Origin of the sequence: uncultured Pseudomonas sp. (assembly GCF_913777995.1) — a bacterium.
Taxonomy (GTDB): domain Bacteria; phylum Pseudomonadota; class Gammaproteobacteria; order Pseudomonadales; family Pseudomonadaceae; genus Aquipseudomonas.
Genome location: NZ_CAJYVE010000016.1, coordinates 1 through 14,623 on the forward strand (window position 1 = coordinate 1; position 14,623 = coordinate 14,623).

At 66.1% G+C, this 14,623-nt stretch carries 17 protein-coding genes; 8 read left to right on the forward strand and 9 right to left on the reverse strand.

Annotated features, from left to right (window positions below):
• Window positions 1-98 (forward strand): IS3 family transposase (locus QZ497_RS06730; protein ID WP_295472679.1); only part of this gene is annotated, 98 nt, incomplete at its 5' end.
• Window positions 99-187: 89 nt separating this feature from the next.
• Here QZ497_RS06730 and QZ497_RS06735 read toward each other — a convergent pair.
• A complete protein-coding gene (locus QZ497_RS06735) occupies window positions 188-856 on the reverse strand; it encodes a polysaccharide lyase family 7 protein (RefSeq protein WP_295472454.1) in 669 nt (222 codons plus the stop codon).
• Between the two features lie 476 nt (window positions 857-1,332).
• Here QZ497_RS06735 and QZ497_RS06740 point away from each other — a divergent pair, with 476 nt between their 5' ends.
• The 7 genes from QZ497_RS06740 (at window position 1,333) to QZ497_RS06770 (ending at window position 8,521) form a co-directional block, all read left to right on the forward strand.
• Entirely contained in the window at window positions 1,333-1,782 is a 450-nt protein-coding gene (locus QZ497_RS06740) for a MarR family transcriptional regulator (protein ID WP_295472456.1), read from the forward strand.
• Window positions 1,779-3,866, forward strand: coding sequence for an FUSC family protein (locus QZ497_RS06745; RefSeq protein WP_295472458.1), 2,088 nt, complete (start codon window positions 1,779-1,781; stop codon window positions 3,864-3,866). Before QZ497_RS06740 ends, QZ497_RS06745 begins: the two co-directional genes overlap by 4 nt.
• A complete protein-coding gene (locus QZ497_RS06750; protein WP_295472460.1) occupies window positions 3,863-4,072 on the forward strand; it encodes a DUF1656 domain-containing protein in 210 nt (69 codons plus the stop codon). Before QZ497_RS06745 ends, QZ497_RS06750 begins: the two co-directional genes overlap by 4 nt.
• On the forward strand, window positions 4,069-4,950 hold the full coding sequence (locus QZ497_RS06755) for an HlyD family secretion protein (protein WP_295472462.1): 882 nt from the start codon (window positions 4,069-4,071) through the stop codon (window positions 4,948-4,950). The genes QZ497_RS06750 and QZ497_RS06755 overlap by 4 nt, the downstream gene beginning before the upstream one ends.
• On the forward strand, window positions 4,947-6,359 hold the full coding sequence (locus QZ497_RS06760) for an efflux transporter outer membrane subunit (RefSeq protein ID WP_295472464.1): 1,413 nt from the start codon (window positions 4,947-4,949) through the stop codon (window positions 6,357-6,359). The genes QZ497_RS06755 and QZ497_RS06760 overlap by 4 nt, the downstream gene beginning before the upstream one ends.
• A gap of 217 nt (window positions 6,360-6,576) precedes the next feature.
• Window positions 6,577-7,410: an ion transporter gene (locus QZ497_RS06765; protein WP_295472466.1), complete on the forward strand. Its 834-nt coding sequence runs from the start codon at window positions 6,577-6,579 to the stop codon at window positions 7,408-7,410.
• Between the two features lie 115 nt (window positions 7,411-7,525).
• Window positions 7,526-8,521 carry a sulfate ABC transporter substrate-binding protein gene (locus tag QZ497_RS06770; RefSeq protein WP_295472467.1) on the forward strand — a complete coding sequence of 332 codons (996 nt, stop codon included), beginning with the start codon at window positions 7,526-7,528 and terminating at the stop codon, window positions 8,519-8,521.
• A 54-nt stretch (window positions 8,522-8,575) separates the two neighbouring features.
• On the opposite strand, the gene QZ497_RS06775 is transcribed toward QZ497_RS06770, so the two are convergent.
• Genes QZ497_RS06775 through QZ497_RS06810 form a run of 8 tightly spaced genes read right to left on the reverse strand, consistent with a single transcriptional unit; the run spans window position 8,576 to window position 14,576 of the window.
• A complete protein-coding gene (locus tag QZ497_RS06775; protein WP_295472469.1) occupies window positions 8,576-8,992 on the reverse strand; it encodes a hypothetical protein in 417 nt (138 codons plus the stop codon).
• 9 nt (window positions 8,993-9,001) lie between these two features.
• Entirely contained in the window at window positions 9,002-10,183 is a 1,182-nt protein-coding gene (gene ccmI / locus QZ497_RS06780) for a c-type cytochrome biogenesis protein CcmI (protein WP_295472470.1), read from the reverse strand.
• Entirely contained in the window at window positions 10,180-10,647 is a 468-nt protein-coding gene (locus QZ497_RS06785) for a cytochrome c-type biogenesis protein (RefSeq protein WP_295472472.1), read from the reverse strand. Before QZ497_RS06785 ends, ccmI begins: the two co-directional genes overlap by 4 nt.
• Window positions 10,644-11,180 carry a DsbE family thiol:disulfide interchange protein gene (locus QZ497_RS06790; RefSeq protein WP_295472474.1) on the reverse strand — a complete coding sequence of 179 codons (537 nt, stop codon included), beginning with the start codon at window positions 11,178-11,180 and terminating at the stop codon, window positions 10,644-10,646. Before QZ497_RS06790 ends, QZ497_RS06785 begins: the two co-directional genes overlap by 4 nt.
• Window positions 11,177-13,150 carry a heme lyase CcmF/NrfE family subunit gene (locus tag QZ497_RS06795; protein ID WP_295472476.1) on the reverse strand — a complete coding sequence of 658 codons (1,974 nt, stop codon included), beginning with the start codon at window positions 13,148-13,150 and terminating at the stop codon, window positions 11,177-11,179. Before QZ497_RS06795 ends, QZ497_RS06790 begins: the two co-directional genes overlap by 4 nt.
• A gap of 3 nt (window positions 13,151-13,153) precedes the next feature.
• A complete protein-coding gene (gene ccmE, locus QZ497_RS06800; protein WP_295472478.1) occupies window positions 13,154-13,621 on the reverse strand; it encodes a cytochrome c maturation protein CcmE in 468 nt (155 codons plus the stop codon).
• Entirely contained in the window at window positions 13,618-13,794 is a 177-nt protein-coding gene (ccmD, locus tag QZ497_RS06805) for a heme exporter protein CcmD (protein ID WP_295472479.1), read from the reverse strand. Before ccmD ends, ccmE begins: the two co-directional genes overlap by 4 nt.
• Window positions 13,791-14,576, reverse strand: coding sequence for a heme ABC transporter permease (locus tag QZ497_RS06810; RefSeq protein ID WP_295472481.1), 786 nt, complete (start codon window positions 14,574-14,576; stop codon window positions 13,791-13,793). Before QZ497_RS06810 ends, ccmD begins: the two co-directional genes overlap by 4 nt.
• Window positions 14,577-14,623: the final 47 nt, after the last annotated feature.

Here is a 14,623-nt window from a genome sequence, read left to right on the forward strand (position 1 = left end):
GTCTGGATGAGTACATCCGTTACTACAACCATGACCGTATCAAGCTGAAGCTCAATGGCCTGAGCCCTGTGGAATACAGGGTTCAGGCTGCGAGCTAAAACTCTCCAACTTTTGGGGGGCAGTTCAAAAGCTGCAAAGCGCTTAATCGAACAGTATTGCGGCTAAAGCCGCGAAGGACTCAGGCCACTCAACCCTTTTTGTCGTGAGCGATGCTCAACTGATAGAAGGTCGCCGCGCCGCCTTCGGTGGCGTAGCCGGTGTTGTCCTGGGTGTAGACCCCGGCCTTGAAGTACAACAGCTTGGTGCTCCAGGTCGGATCCAGACGCACGTTCCACACGTTCTCGTAGGCATTGACCGTCAGGTTGCCCGCCGGGGTCAGGTGGATGCTGTAGCTGAAGCGCTGGTTGAGCGGCACGCCCTCGGCGATGGTAATCACTTCGATCTCAGACTGCGGGCTGCGACGCAGTTTGGCGACGATGTTGCCGGTCTTGAGCTTGTCCTTGTACTGGTACTCGACCTTGAGCAGTGGCTCGTTGCTCTGGTAGGTGTGGATCTGACCAATGACGATCTTGCCGCTGGAAGGCACCTGGTTGACCATCAGCGCCGCCCGCAGGAAGTTGTCCGCCGAGGTGTAGTTCCAGTTGAACGCGCGTCCGTCCGCCGTGGTCTCGCGCAGCTCGGTGCGCGGGAACTTGGCGTTGTCGGTGGTCGACCCCGTAACCGGCGCCCAGAAGAACAACGTATTGCCGGAGCGGAAGTAACCGTCCTGATAGCCGCGCATCAGCTGCGCAGTCGCGATGGTCTGGGCGGGAACACCGACGGGAATGGACAGGTTCCAAGTGGCAAGGTCGATCATGGTGTGGCTCGCAAGGTGCGCATGCGCACCGACAGGATGGCTCTGGGACGCGGGTTACAGGCCCGAGTGATTCGTCATCGCTATCGGCATGGGCGGTTTTTTGATGAACCGCTACAGGCGTCAAGGAACCGTTGTGCCAGCACCGAAGATATCATTTAGATATCACCCATCCCCTCCCCCTGGGCTGGACCCTTTCAGCACGAAGGCCGTGCCATAAGGCCCGCCTCCCGGCGATCCGCGTCGGTTTTTTGAATGCCTTGGGGTCTCGCCCCTCAATGCACGCAAAAAACCCCGACGAACGGTCAATAATTTTTGAACTTTTCACCCGGGAACCCTGTCTCGTCCGCTCAACCCCGCGCCGTTCGTCGAGCTGCTCGCCGATTTTCAGTTGACTGAAATGGTTTGTTACAGGATATTAATAGTTAGCAAGCTACTAATATCTTCACTAACAATGTTCAACCTAACTACCTGCCACCATGCCTGACGAAATCCTCCACCGCGCCATCAGCAGTACGCTGGTCGCCGCCTCGCGGCGCTGGCGACGCCTGTGCCACGCCACGCTGTCCAGCTACGACATCAGCGAAGCCTGTGCCGGGCCGCTGCTGGCCATCGCGCGCCTGGGCGACGGTGTGCATCAGGTCAAGGTGGCGCACGCGGCCGGCATGGAAAGCCCGACCCTGGTGCGCCTGCTCGACCAGTTGTGCAAGGCCGGTATCGTCTGCCGCACCGAAGACCCCAACGACCGCCGCGCCAAGGCGCTGAGCCTCACCGACAAGGGCCGCACGCTGGCCGCGGCCATCGAAAACGAGCTGACCCGCCTGCGTGCCGGGGTGCTGGCCGACATCAGCGCGGCGGAGCTGCAGACCACCTTGCGGGTGCTGCAGGCGTTTGCCGATGCCGTCGACGCCGAGGGAGACGGCGCATGAAGGATTTCCTGGCCGGCTTCCCGCCAGGGCGTGACTGGCTGCACGGCGTGCGCACCTTCGCCGCGTCGATGCTGGCGTTGTACATCGCTCTGGTCATGGAAATGCCCCGCCCCTACTGGGCCATGGCCACGGTGTACATCGTCGCCAGCCCGTTCGTGGGGCCGACCAGCTCCAAGGCCCTGTACCGGGCCATGGGCACCCTGGCCGGGGCCTGCGCCTCGGTGCTGCTAGTGCCGCTATTCGTACAGACACCGATTCTGCTGGCCATCGTCGTGGCGCTGTGGACCGGCACCCTGCTGTTCCTCTCGCTGCACCTGCGCACCGCCAACAGCTACGCGCTGATGCTCGCCGGCTACACCATGCCGCTGATTTCCCTGCCGGCAGTGGACAACCCGCAGGCGGTGTTCGAGATCGCCGTGTCGCGTACCGAAGAGATCTTCCTGGGCATCACCTGTGCCGCGGTGGTGGGCGCGCTGTTCTGGCCCCGGCGCCTGGCGCCGGTGCTGCAGGGCACCGTGGACAAATGGTTCAAGGACGCCAGCCAGTACAGCGCGCAGTTCCTCGCCCGCCGCGTGGACGCCGCCGAAGTGGCCGGCCTGCGCACGGCCATGGCCGCCGGCTTCAACAGCCTGGAACCGATGATCGGCCAGTTGCGCCATGAGGGCGCGCACCGCCAGACCGTGCGCCATGCCCGCGAGCTGCGCGGGCGGATGATCCACTTGCTGCCGGTGATCGACGCCCTGGACGATGCGCTGTGGATCCTCGAACGCCGCCAGCCCGCCGGCATGGCCAGCCTCACGGCGCTGCTGGCGCAGACCCGCGAATGGCTGGAGGCCAGCGACCAGGACACGGGCATGCCGCAGTGGCAGGCGCTGCATGCCGAGCTGCAACGCCTGCAGCCCGATGCCGCAGCGCTGGACGAACGCGACAACCTGCTGCTGTCCAACGCCCTCTACCGGCTGGGCGAGTGGATCGACCTATGGATGGATTGCCGTACCCTGCAGCAGGCCATCAACGCCGACGACGGCCGCCCCTGGCAAGCGGTGTACCGGCACTGGCGCCTGGGGCGCATCAAGCCCTTCCTGGACCGTGGGCTGATGCTCTATTCGGCCGGTTCGGCCGTGTTGGCGATCATCGTCGCCTCGCTGCTGTGGATCTTCATGGGCTGGCAGGACGGCGCCAGCGCGGTGATTCTCGCCGCCGTGTCGTGCAGCTTCTTCGCAGCCATGGACGACCCCGCGCCGCAGATCTACCGGTTCTTCTTCTGGACCCTGACGTCGGTGGTGCTGGCCAGCCTCTACCTGTTCGTGGTGCTGCCCAGCGTGCATGACTTCCCGATGCTGGTGCTGGCCTTCGCCGTGCCCTTCATCTGCGTGGCCACCCTCAGCGCGCAGCCCCGCTTTTTCCTGCCGACGGTGCTGACGGCAGTCAACACCGCCACCTTCGTTGGCGTGCAGGGCGCCTACGACGCCGATTTCCTGGTGTTCATCAACAACAACCTGGCCGGACCGGCAGGCCTGCTGTTCGCCTTTGTCTGGACGCTGATCATGCGCCCCTTCGGCGTCGAGATGGCCGCCCGGCGCATGACCCGCTTCGGCTGGCGCGACATCGTCAGCCTCTGCGAACCGGCCAGCCTCGCCGAACACCGGCGCTTGGGCGTGCAGATGATCGATCGTCTGATGCAACAGGTGCCACGCCTGGCGCAGACCGCCCAGGACAGCAGCGCACCGCTGCGCGAACTGCGCGTGGCACTGAACCTGCTCGACCTGCTGGCCTGGACCCCGCGCCTGCCCGAAGCCTTGCAGCCAGGCACGCGCCAGGTGGTTGGCGAGGTCGGTGGTTATTTCCGTGCCTGCCTCAAGGCGGGCGAACGCCTGCCCGCGCCCATGGGCCTGCTGCTGACCCTCGACCGCACCCGCCGCACGCTCAACAGCGAAGCGCTGGGGGATGAGCCGGTACGCCTGCACCTGCTGCATGCACTCAGCGGCCTGCGCCTGGCCCTGTTGCCTGGCGTGGAAATCGTCGACATGAACGGCGAACTCATCGAACAACCCATCCACGGCCCGGACGGAGCCCCCGCATGATTGGCGAACTGGACATCAGCGGGATCTTCATTCCCACCTTCCTGGCCCTGATGGGCATTGCCTACCTGCTGTTCCTGGGCATTCACGCGCTGCTGTCGCATACGCATTTCTACCGCCTGGTGTGGCACCGGGCGCTGTTCAACACCGGTCTGTACGTGCTGCTGCTGGCGGCCCTGGACTCCTTCTGCCGATATCTGATGACATGAAAAAGCCGATCCTGACCCTGGGCCGCGTGGTCCTGACCCTGATTGTGGTAGCGCTGGCCGCCGTGCTGGTCTGGCGCATGGTGATGTACTACATGTTCGCGCCCTGGACCCGCGACGGGCACATTCGCGCCGACATCGTGCAGATCGCCCCGGATGTTTCCGGGCTGATCCAGCAGGTGGACGTGCACGACAACCAGAAGGTCAGCAAGGGCCAGGTGCTGTTCACCATCGACCAGGAGCGCTTCCGTCTGGCCCTGCGCCAGGCCCAGGCCACCGTGGCCGAGCGCCAGGAAACCTGGCAGCAGGCGCAGCGCGAGAACCGCCGCAACCGCTCGCTGGGCAACCTAGTGTCCCGCGAACAGCTGGAAGAGAGCCAGTCCCGCGAGGCGCGCGCCCTGTCGGCGCTCAATGAAGCCAGGGTGGCGGTGGACGCCGCCCAGCTCAACCTCGACCGCTCGGTGATCCGCAGCCCGGTGGACGGTTACCTCAACGACCGCGCTCCGCGCCCCCATGAGTTCGTCAGCGCCGGACGCCCGGTGCTGTCGCTGGTGGACGCTGCGTCTTTCCATATCGACGGCTACTTCGAAGAAACCAAGCTCGACGGCATTCATATCGGCTCCGCGGTTGACATCCGCGTGGTCGGCGACAACGCCCGCCTGACGGGCCATGTGGTAAGCATGGTCGCGGCCATCGAGGACCGCGACCGCAGCAGCGGCACCAACCTGCTGCCCAACGTCAACCCGGCGTTCAGCTGGGTGCGCCTGGCGCAGCGCATCCCGGTGCGCATCGCCTTCGACCAAGTGCCGGCAGACTTCCGCATGATCGCCGGGCGTACTGCGACGGTGTCGATCATCGATACCCAGGAGCACCGCCAATGATTCGCCCTCTGCCCTGGTTGGCGCTGGGCCTCGGCGCGCTGCTCTCGGCCTGCCAGATGGTCGGCCCGGACTACCAGAAACCCAAGGACGCGGCGATCAACCGCGCGGACCTGCAGGGCGCGCTCGGCCAATCGGCCAATGTGGTTTCCGCACCGGTACCCGACCAGTGGTGGCGGCTGTACCAGGACCCGCGCCTCGACGAGCTGGTACACCAGGCCCTGGCCAGCAATGCTGACCTGCGCGTCGCGGCGGCCAACCTGCAGCGCTCGCGTTACCAGAACGCCGAGGCCGAGGCCGCTGGCGGCTTCAGCGCCGGCGCCAAGGCCGGGGTGCAGCGCCTGCAGGAATCAGGCGAAGCCTTTCTGCTGACCGAGAAAGTCCCGGTGGCCAATGTCGGCGATGTCGGCCTGACCACCTCCTACCAGTTCGATCTGTTCGGCACCCTGCAACGCGGCATCGAGGCGGCGCAGGCCAACGTGGACGCCACCCAGGCCGCCGCCGACACCGCGCGCATCACCGTGGTCGCTGACGTGGTGCGTGCCTATACCCAGGCGTGCGCAGCCAACGAGGAGCTGGCCATCGCCCATGAGTCGCTGGACCTGCAACAGCAGAGCGTCAACCTCAACCAGCGCCTGCGCGACGCCGGGCGTGGCGACGAGACCCAGGTGACCCGTTCGCAGACCCAGTTCAAGTCGTTGCGCGCCGAGCTGCCGCGCTATGAAGCCATGCGCCAGGCGGCGCTGTTCCGCCTGTCAATGCTGCTGGCCAAGCCGGTGGCGCAGTTGCCGGCCGGGGTCGCGCAGTGTGCCGAGCTGCCGCACCTGGCCCAGCTGATTCCGGTGGGTGACGGCGCCGCCCTGCTCAAGCGCCGCCCGGACATCCGCCAGGCCGAACGCCACCTGGCCATGGCCACCGCGCAGATCGGCGTGGCCACCGGCGAGCTGTACCCGGACATCAGCATCGGCGCCTCGGTGGCCACCATCGGCCTGGTCGAGAACCTCGGCAAGCCCAGCGCCAACCGCTGGGGCTTCGGCCCGCTGATCAGCTGGACAATTCCCACCAACGGCAGCCGCGCCCGCATCCACCAGGCCGAAGCCTCGGCCCAGGCGGCCCTGGCGCGCTTCGACGGCGTCGTGCTCAATGCCATCCGCGAAACGCAGACCAGCATGGCCCAGTACACCGCCCTGATCGATCGCCGCGATGCCCTGAAGGAAGCCGAGGAGTCGGCGCGCATCGCCGCCGACCAGACCCACCGTTTCTACCAGGCGGGGCGCGAGTCCTTCCTCGCCGACCTGCAGGCCACCCGCACCTACACCGAGATGCGCGCGCAACTGGCCGCCGCCAATACCCAGGTGGCCATGGGGCAGATCGACCTGTTCCTGGCACTGGGTGGCGGCTGGCAGCAATGACGCGCCGCGACTGATCGCCCAATGGCTTCGGTGTCAGGGCCAATACGGGTCCGTGGGAGCGAGCTTGCTCGCGATGGCGGCGTCACGTTCACCGCACATGCGCTGGCCTTGACGGACGTTTTGCGAGCAGGCTCCAACCGGCAGGGGCAAACTGGCGACGCTTGCAGCGCTCGCCGGTTTGCCCCAGGCTCTGCCGATTGCATCGCCGAGAGCCCCCATGAGCACCACGCCAAGCCGTCGCCAACGATTGCACCGCATCATCTTCGAAACCGACACTCCGGCCGGTCGGCGCTTCGACCAGGTCCTGCTGCTGGTCATCCTGCTCAGCCTGCTGGTGACCATCGTCGACAGCATCGCGAGCGTGCACCGTGACTACGCCACGCACCTGGCCTGGGTCGAATGGGGCTTCACCGCCGTGTTCGCCGTGGAGTACGCGCTGCGCCTGTACTGCTCGCCCCGGCCACTGAAATACGCCTTCAGCTTCTACGGGCTGGTCGACCTGCTGGCGATCATCCCCGGCATCCTGGCCATTTACTACAGCGACGCGCAGTACCTGCTGATCGTGCGCATCATCCGCATGCTGCGCATCTTCCGGGTCCTCAAGCTCGCCCCCTACCTGCGCCAGGCCCACTACCTGGTCGAGGCACTGCGTGGCAGCAAGCAGAAAATCATCGTGTTCCTGGTCAGCGTCTCGACCCTGGTGACGGTGTTCGGCACCCTGATGTACGTCATCGAAGGTCCCGAGCATGGCTTTACCAGCATTCCCAAGGGCATCTACTGGGCCATCGTCACCCTGACCACCGTGGGCTTCGGCGACATCGTGCCCAAGACCCCGGTGGGCCAGATGCTTTCCTCGCTGGTGATGATCACCGGCTATTCGATCATCGCCGTGCCCACCGGGATCTTCACCGCCGAGCTGGCCAACGCCATGCGCGGCGAGCAGCTGCGCCACGACTGCCCGGTGTGCGCCAAGAACCTCCACGAGCACGGCGCGGCGTTCTGTTCACGCTGCGGCCATGCGCTGTTTCCCAAACGCGACGAACAGGCATAAGCAAATAGTCTTTTGTTCTTTAATGGCGCGCAGACACCCCGCTATGATCGCGGGCTACAGGCCCTGGGCCGATAACAACGACACAACACTCCGAGCGTCTACCAAGGAATCCCCCGTGAAGAAACTGTTTGCCGCCTCGCTACTGGCCGCTGGCCTGGCCCTGGGCAGCACCGCCCAGGCCGCCCCTCTGCTCAACGTCTCCTACGACGTGATGCGCGACTTCTACAAGGACTATAACGTTGCCTTCCAGAAACACTGGCAGGCCGAGCACCAGGAAAACGTCGCCATCCAGATGTCCTTCGGGGGTTCCAGCAAACAGGCCCGGGCGGTGATCGACGGCCTGCAGGCCGATGTCATCACCATGAACATGGCCACCGACATCAACGCCCTGGCCGACAACGGTGAGCTGGTGCCCAAGGACTGGGTGACGCGCCTGCCGAACAACAGCGCGCCGTTCACCTCCGCCACGGTGTTCATCGTGCGCAAGGGCAACCCCAAGGGCCTGAAGGACTGGCCGGACCTGGTCAAGGACGGCGTGGAAGTCATCGTGCCCAACCCCAAGACCTCGGGGAACGGCCGCTACACCTACCTCTCGGCCTGGGGCTACACCCTGAAGAACGGTGGCGATGAAGCCGCCGCCAGGCAGTTCGTCGGCCAGCTGTTCAAGCACGTTCCGGTGCTGGACACCGGTGGCCGTGGCGCCACCACCACCTTCATGACCAACCAGATCGGCGACGTGCTGGTGACCTTCGAGAACGAAGCGGAAATGATCGCCCGCGAGTTCGGTCGCGATCAGTTCGAAGTGGTGTACCCGAGCGTGTCCGCCGAAGCCGAGCCGCCGGTGAGCGTGGTCGACAAGGTGGTGGACAAGAAAGGCTCGCGGGCCATGGCCGAAGCCTACCTGAAGTACCTGTGGTCGCCGGATGGCCAGGAAATCGCCGCCAACAACTACCTGCGCCCGCGGGACCCGCAGGTGCTGGCCAAGTACAAGGATCGCTTCCCGAAAGTCGACTTCCTCTCCGTGGAGAAGACCTTCGGCGACTGGCGCACCGTACAGAAGACCCACTTCGTCGACGGCGGCGTGTTCGACCAGATCTACCCGGCCAAGTGACCGATCGTGCAGACAACACAACGGCGACCCTCGGGTCGCCGTTGTGTTTGTGGGTCAGTTGCCGAATGCCCGGCCCAGTCCACCAGGGACGCCATTGACGTCGGTGGCCTGCCAGGGGCCGTCGGGCTGGGTCGACCAGCTCCAGCCGTCATTCCACTGGTAGTAGGTACGCTGGCGGTAGAAGGTGTTGGGCCGGTCTTCCAGCACATAGACACCCAGTTTCTGGTCCCAGTGGCTCTTGCCGCCCGGCGGTGGGGCGAAGCTGGCCGAAGTCTTGGCCGGTTTGGCTGCCGGCCTGGCCGGCTGGCTCGGTTTGGACGGTGTGGCATCCGGTGTGTTGACGCCAGGCAGGCTCTGAATCGGCTCCTGCGTGCGCGGCACGTTGGGCGCTTGATGCACCGCACAGGCACTCAGGCTCATGACGGCGGCCAGCAGGGAAGTTCGTGCAAGGTGCCAGGTAATCGCGGACATGTCAGTTTCCTACTGATCAGGACGGTCGATGGTCAGGGTCTGCAAGGCCGTGGTATCGACGGCCAGCGGCTGGCTGCGTCCCAGCCATTCGCCACGGGTCGGTTGCCCGGCACGCGAGACCCGCGCACTGAGTTGGACTTGCGCGAAGTTCGACAGTTTCAGCTGCGGCATCATGGCGTCAGCATCGGACAGCTCCACCTGCACCGGCAGGTCGGCGACCGACAGGCGCCTGACCGCCAGGGGCGCGGGCGGGCCACCCAGCGCCTGAACGAAGACGAACACGCTGTCGTCGCCGCGCACCTGGTCGCGCACGGCAGCGGCCAGTTCGACACGCACCTTCAGCCGTGGACCGGTGGCGGCGGGTTGTGCGCCGAGATTCTCACGGGCCTTGGCAATGCCGCCCTGCAAGGCGGCACGCGACGGATCGCCTTCCGGCAGCAGGCCCTGCAGGCGCGTCCAGTAGTCCACCGCCTCCTGGTAGCGCCGCCCTTCGAAGGCAGCGATGCCCAGCAGCCCGAGGCTGGTGACTTCGTTGGGATCGGCCTGTAGCGCTTCGTCAGTCAGTGCCCGCACCTGCGCGGTGAAGGTCTTGTTCTCAGCGAAGTACAGTGCCTGCGCCCACTGGCCAAGCAGTTCCGGCGGCCGGCCGGACAGTTGCGCGGCACGCTCGAACTGCCGCGCCGCATCGGCCGGGCGCTGTTCGGCCATGTAGGCACGGCCCAGGAAATACACACCCTCCGCCGAGTCGGGCTGGGCTTCTACGGTGCGCTCCAGGCGGCGGGTCATCTCCTCCAGGGAGGCTGGCGGCGCGGCGAACTCGCGGGCCAGTTCGACCCGTGCGCTGGCGCCGTAGTGCAGGTACAGGCCCAGCGCCAGCAAGGGCACCAGCAGCGCCGCCAACAGCGGCACGCGCCTGCCAAGCTGGCGCGATGCCCGTCCCGGCTGCACAGCCTCGGTGTCAGCCAGCAGTTCACGCGCCGCCTCGGCGCGGGCAGTATCCAGTTGCGCTTCGCTGAGTGTCCCTGCCTCACGCTGGGTCTGCATTTCGCTCAGGCGCTCCTCGTACAGCGCCACGTTCAGCGCCGTACGCGGCGGGGCTTCGGCGCTCGGCCGGTGACGCAGCACGGGAATCAGCAGAAAACTTGCGGCCACCAGCAACAGCAGGCCTACGGCCATCCAGAAATCGATCATTCGCGGTTGTTGTCCAGAAGGTGGGCGAGGCGCTTGCGCTCCTCGTCGGAAAGGCCTTGCTCAGTGCCAGCGAGGGCCGGACGGCGGCGCACGATGACCAGGATCACCCCGATACCGACCAGCAACAGCACGCCGGGGCCGAACCACAGCAGCCAGGTGCGCGCCGTGAGGGCCGGCTTGTAGCGCACGAACTCACCGTAGCGGTCGACCATGTAGTCGACGATCTCGCGATTGCTGCGGCCCTCTTCCAGCAGCCGATAGATTTCCTTGCGCAGGTCGGCAGCGATGGGCGCGTTGGAGTCGGCGATGTCCTGGTTCTGGCACTTGGGGCAGCGCAGCTCGGTGGTCAGCTCGGCATAGCGAGCACGCTCGGCCTCGTCGCGAAAGTTGTGCGCCTCGATGGCCGCCAGGGCCGTGCCGCTCAGGCCCAGGCTCAACAGCGCCATTGCCAGCCAACGCTTCATGGGCGTGCCTCGTCGACCAGTGCCTGGTACCGGCTGGCCAGTTGCTCGCGCCACACCTGGTCGTCGATGACCCCGACGAACTTGTGGCGGATGATGCCGCGGCTGTCGATCAGAAAGGTCTCCGGCGCACCGTACACCCCCAGGTTCAGGCCCAGGCTGCCGTCGTCATCGCGCAGGTTGAGCTGGTAAGGGTTGTGGAAGTCCTTCAGCCACTTCAGGGCCTCGGCGTTGTTGTCCTTGTAGTTGATGCCGTGGATCACCACCCCCTGCTCGGCCAGGCGGTTGAGCACCGGGTGTTCGACACGGCAGGCCACGCACCAGGTGGCCCAGACATTGACCAGCGCCGGGCGGCCCAGCAGGTCGGCGCGGGTAATGGTCTTGCCGGTGGTGACCTCACGCAGGCTGAATTCCGGCAAGGGCTTGCCGATCAATGCCGACGGCAACGCGGCGGGGTCGAGGAACAGGCCACGCAGCAACAGCGCCGCCAGGGCCAGGAAGGCCAGCAGCGGCAGCAACAGGATCCAGCGTTTCATGACAGGGCTCCAGCAGGGTCGAGGGTCTGGCGGACCTTCTGGCTCACCTTGAGGCGGTAGCGGCGGTCCAGCACTGCCAGCGCGCCACCCAGCGCGGTGAGCAGACCGCCCAGCCAGATCCAGCGCACGAAGGGTTTGACGTGCACGCGTACCGCCCAGGCACCGTTGTCCAGCGGCTCGCCCAGGGCGACGTAGAGGTCACGGGTGAAGCCGGCGTCGATACCGGCCTCGGTCATCATCGACTGCTGCACGGTGTACAGGCGCTTTTCAGGATGCAGCACGCTGACCGGCCGGTCGCCGCGCCAGACGCGGACCGTCGCGCGATCAGAGACGAAGTTCGGTCCTTCATGATGCCTGGCCCCCTCGAATTCGAAGCGGTAGCCGCCCAGCTCGGTACTCTGCCCCGGCGCCAGGCGCAGGTCGCGCTCGACGCTGTGCTGGCTGGACAACACCACGCCCAGGGCGCAGACCACCAGCCCGATGTGCGCCAGCTGCATGCCCCAGTAGCTGCGGCCCAGGCTGCGCAAGCCGCGCCACAGGCCCTTGTGGCGAGTCTTGTCGAACAGGTCGCGCAGCGCACCAAACACCACCCAGGCGGCCAGCAGCAGGGTCGCCAGTACCGCCCACTGACCCTCGCCGAGCAGCAGCCAGAACAGCCCGGCCACGCCCCCGCTGGCGATCAGCACCGGCGTCAGCATGCCCAGCAGCCAGCGCAGCGGGGTGTCTTTCCAGCGCACCAGCACTCCGACGCTGAGCACCACCAGCAGCAAGGCCATCAGCGGTACGAACAGGCTGTTGAAGTACGGCGGTCCCACCGACATCTTGGCGCCGCTCAAGGCATCGACCACCAGCGGGTACAAGGTGCCGAGCAGAATCATCGAGGCCGCCACCACCAGCAGCAGGTTGTTGGTCAGCAGCAGGGTTTCCCGCGACCACAGGCCAAAACTCACCTGGCTCTTGACCACCGGGGCGCGCAACGCGAACAGGGTCAGCGAACCGCCCACCACCAGCAGCAGGAACGCCAGGATGAACACCCCGCGCGCCGGGTCGGAGGCGAAGGCGTGCACCGAGGTCAGCACCCCGGAGCGCACCAGGAAAGTCCCCAGCAGACTCAGGGAAAACGCCGCGATGGCCAGCAGCACGGTCCAGCTCTTGAACACCCCGCGCTTCTCGGTCACGGCCAGCGAGTGAATCAGCGCCGTGCCGACCAGCCAGGGCATGAACGAGGCATTCTCCACCGGGTCCCAGAACCACCAGCCGCCCCAGCCCAGTTCGTAGTAGGCCCACCAGGAACCCAGGGTGATGCCGACGCCGAGAAACGCCCAGGCCACCAGGGTCCAGGGCCGCGACCAGCGCGCCCAGGCGGCGTCCAGGCGCCCGCCCAGCAATGCCGCGATGGCGAAGGCGAAGGCGACGGAGAAGCCCACGTAGCCCATGTACAGCATGGGTGGGTGGACGATCAGGCCGATGTCCTGCAGCAACGGGTTGAGGTCGCGCCCGTTGGCCGGGGTCTGCGGCAGAATGCGCAGAAAGGGGTTGGAGGTGAGGATCAGGAACGACAGGAAGCCCACGCTGATCATGCCCATCACCGCCAGCACCCGGGCCAGCATTTCGCGCGGCAGCTGGCGTGACAGCACCGACACCGCGAAGGTCCAGCCGCCGAGGATCAGCGCCCAGAGCAGCAGCGAGCCTTCATGGGCACCCCATACGGCACTGAACTTGTAGTACCAGGGCAAGGCGCTGTTGGAGTTCTGTGCCACATAGGCCACCGAGAAGTCGTCGCTCATGAAGGCCTGGGTCAGGCAGGCGAAGGCGAACACCAGAAAAGCGAACTGGCCCCAGGCCGCCGGACGGCCCAGGTCCATCCACAGCACATCGCCGCGCCAGGCGCCGATCAGCGGGACGCAGGCCTGCACCAGGGCGAAACACAGGGCCAGGATCATGGCCAGATGGCCGAGTTCAGGAATCATCGTTCAGCCCTTCCCGCCAGGTGCCGGCGCCTGGCCTTCGCTCAACCGGCCGCTGTCCTTGAGTGCCTTGCTGACTTCAGGCGGCATGTACTTTTCGTCGTGCTTGGCCAGCACTTCGTCGGCGACCACCACGCCATCGGCACCGAGACGGCCCAAGGCGACGATGCCCTGCCCTTCGCGGAACAGGTCGGGCAGGATGCCGCGATAGCGGATGGTCACCGAACGGTTGAAATCGGTGACCACGAAGCGTACGTCCAGCGAATCGCCAGAGCGCTGCAGCGAGCCCTGCTGGACCATGCCGCCGGCACGGATGCGGGTATCGAGCGGCGCTTCGCCGTTGGCGATCTGCGTCGGTGTGTAGAACAGGTTGAGGTTTTCCTGCAGGGCGCTCAGGGCCAGGCCCAGGGCCACGCCGATACCGGCAAGCAGGGCGACGATCAGCAGCAGGCGCTTCTTGCGCTGTGGATTCATGGCTGGCTCTCCCGACGCAGGCGGCGCGCCTGGTCTTGCAGATAACGGCGCCGTGCCAGCCACGGCAGGGCGAGATTGACGATCATCACCAGGCCGAACAGGCCATAAGCCGACCAGACGAACAGCCCGTGGCGGCCCATGGCCAGGAAGTCGGCGAAGGAATCGAAGCTCACGGGCGCACCTCCCCAGGGGTTGGCCGGCCCAGCTGACGCAGCACTTCATCCTGCGCCCAGCGGGTACGTGCCTCGCGGCGCAGCACTTCCAGGCGCATGCGCATCAGCAGCACCGTGGCGAAGAAGGCATAGAACCCCAGGGCGGTAAACAGCAGCGGCAGCCACATCTCGGCGGGCATCGCCGGTTTTTCGGTCAGGGAAAAGGTCGCGCCCTGGTGCAGGGTGTTCCACCACTGCACCGAGTACTTGATGATCGGGATGTTCACCACCCCGACGATGGCCAGCACCGCGCAGGCCCTGGCCGCGCTGTCGCGGTTGCCGATGGCGTTGCCCAGGGCAATCAGCCCCAGGTAGAGGAACAGCAGGATCAGCATCGAGGTCAGGCGCGCGTCCCAAACCCACCAGGAGCCCCAGGTCGGCTTGCCCCAGATAGCCCCGGTGAGCAGGGCCAGGGCGGTCATCCAGGCACCGATGGGCGCTGCGCACTGCAGGGCGACGTCGGCCAGCTTCATCCGCCACACCAGCCCGACCACGCCACACACTGCGAGCATCACATAGCAGGATTGCGCGAGCATGGCGCTGGGCACGTGGATGTAGATGATCCGGAAGCTGTTGCCCTGCTGGTAGTCCGGCGGCGCGAAGGCCAGGCCCCAGACCACGCCGATGCTCAGGGCCAGGGCCGCGAAGAGCGCCAGCCAGGGCAGCCAGCGACCGCTGATCGTGTAGAAGCTTTTGGGCGAGCCCAGCCGGTGAAACCAGGCCCAACGGGTGCTGCTAGTCATTGCACTGCCTTATTGGTGTACGTAAGCGAGCGCGGCCGGCCATGCGG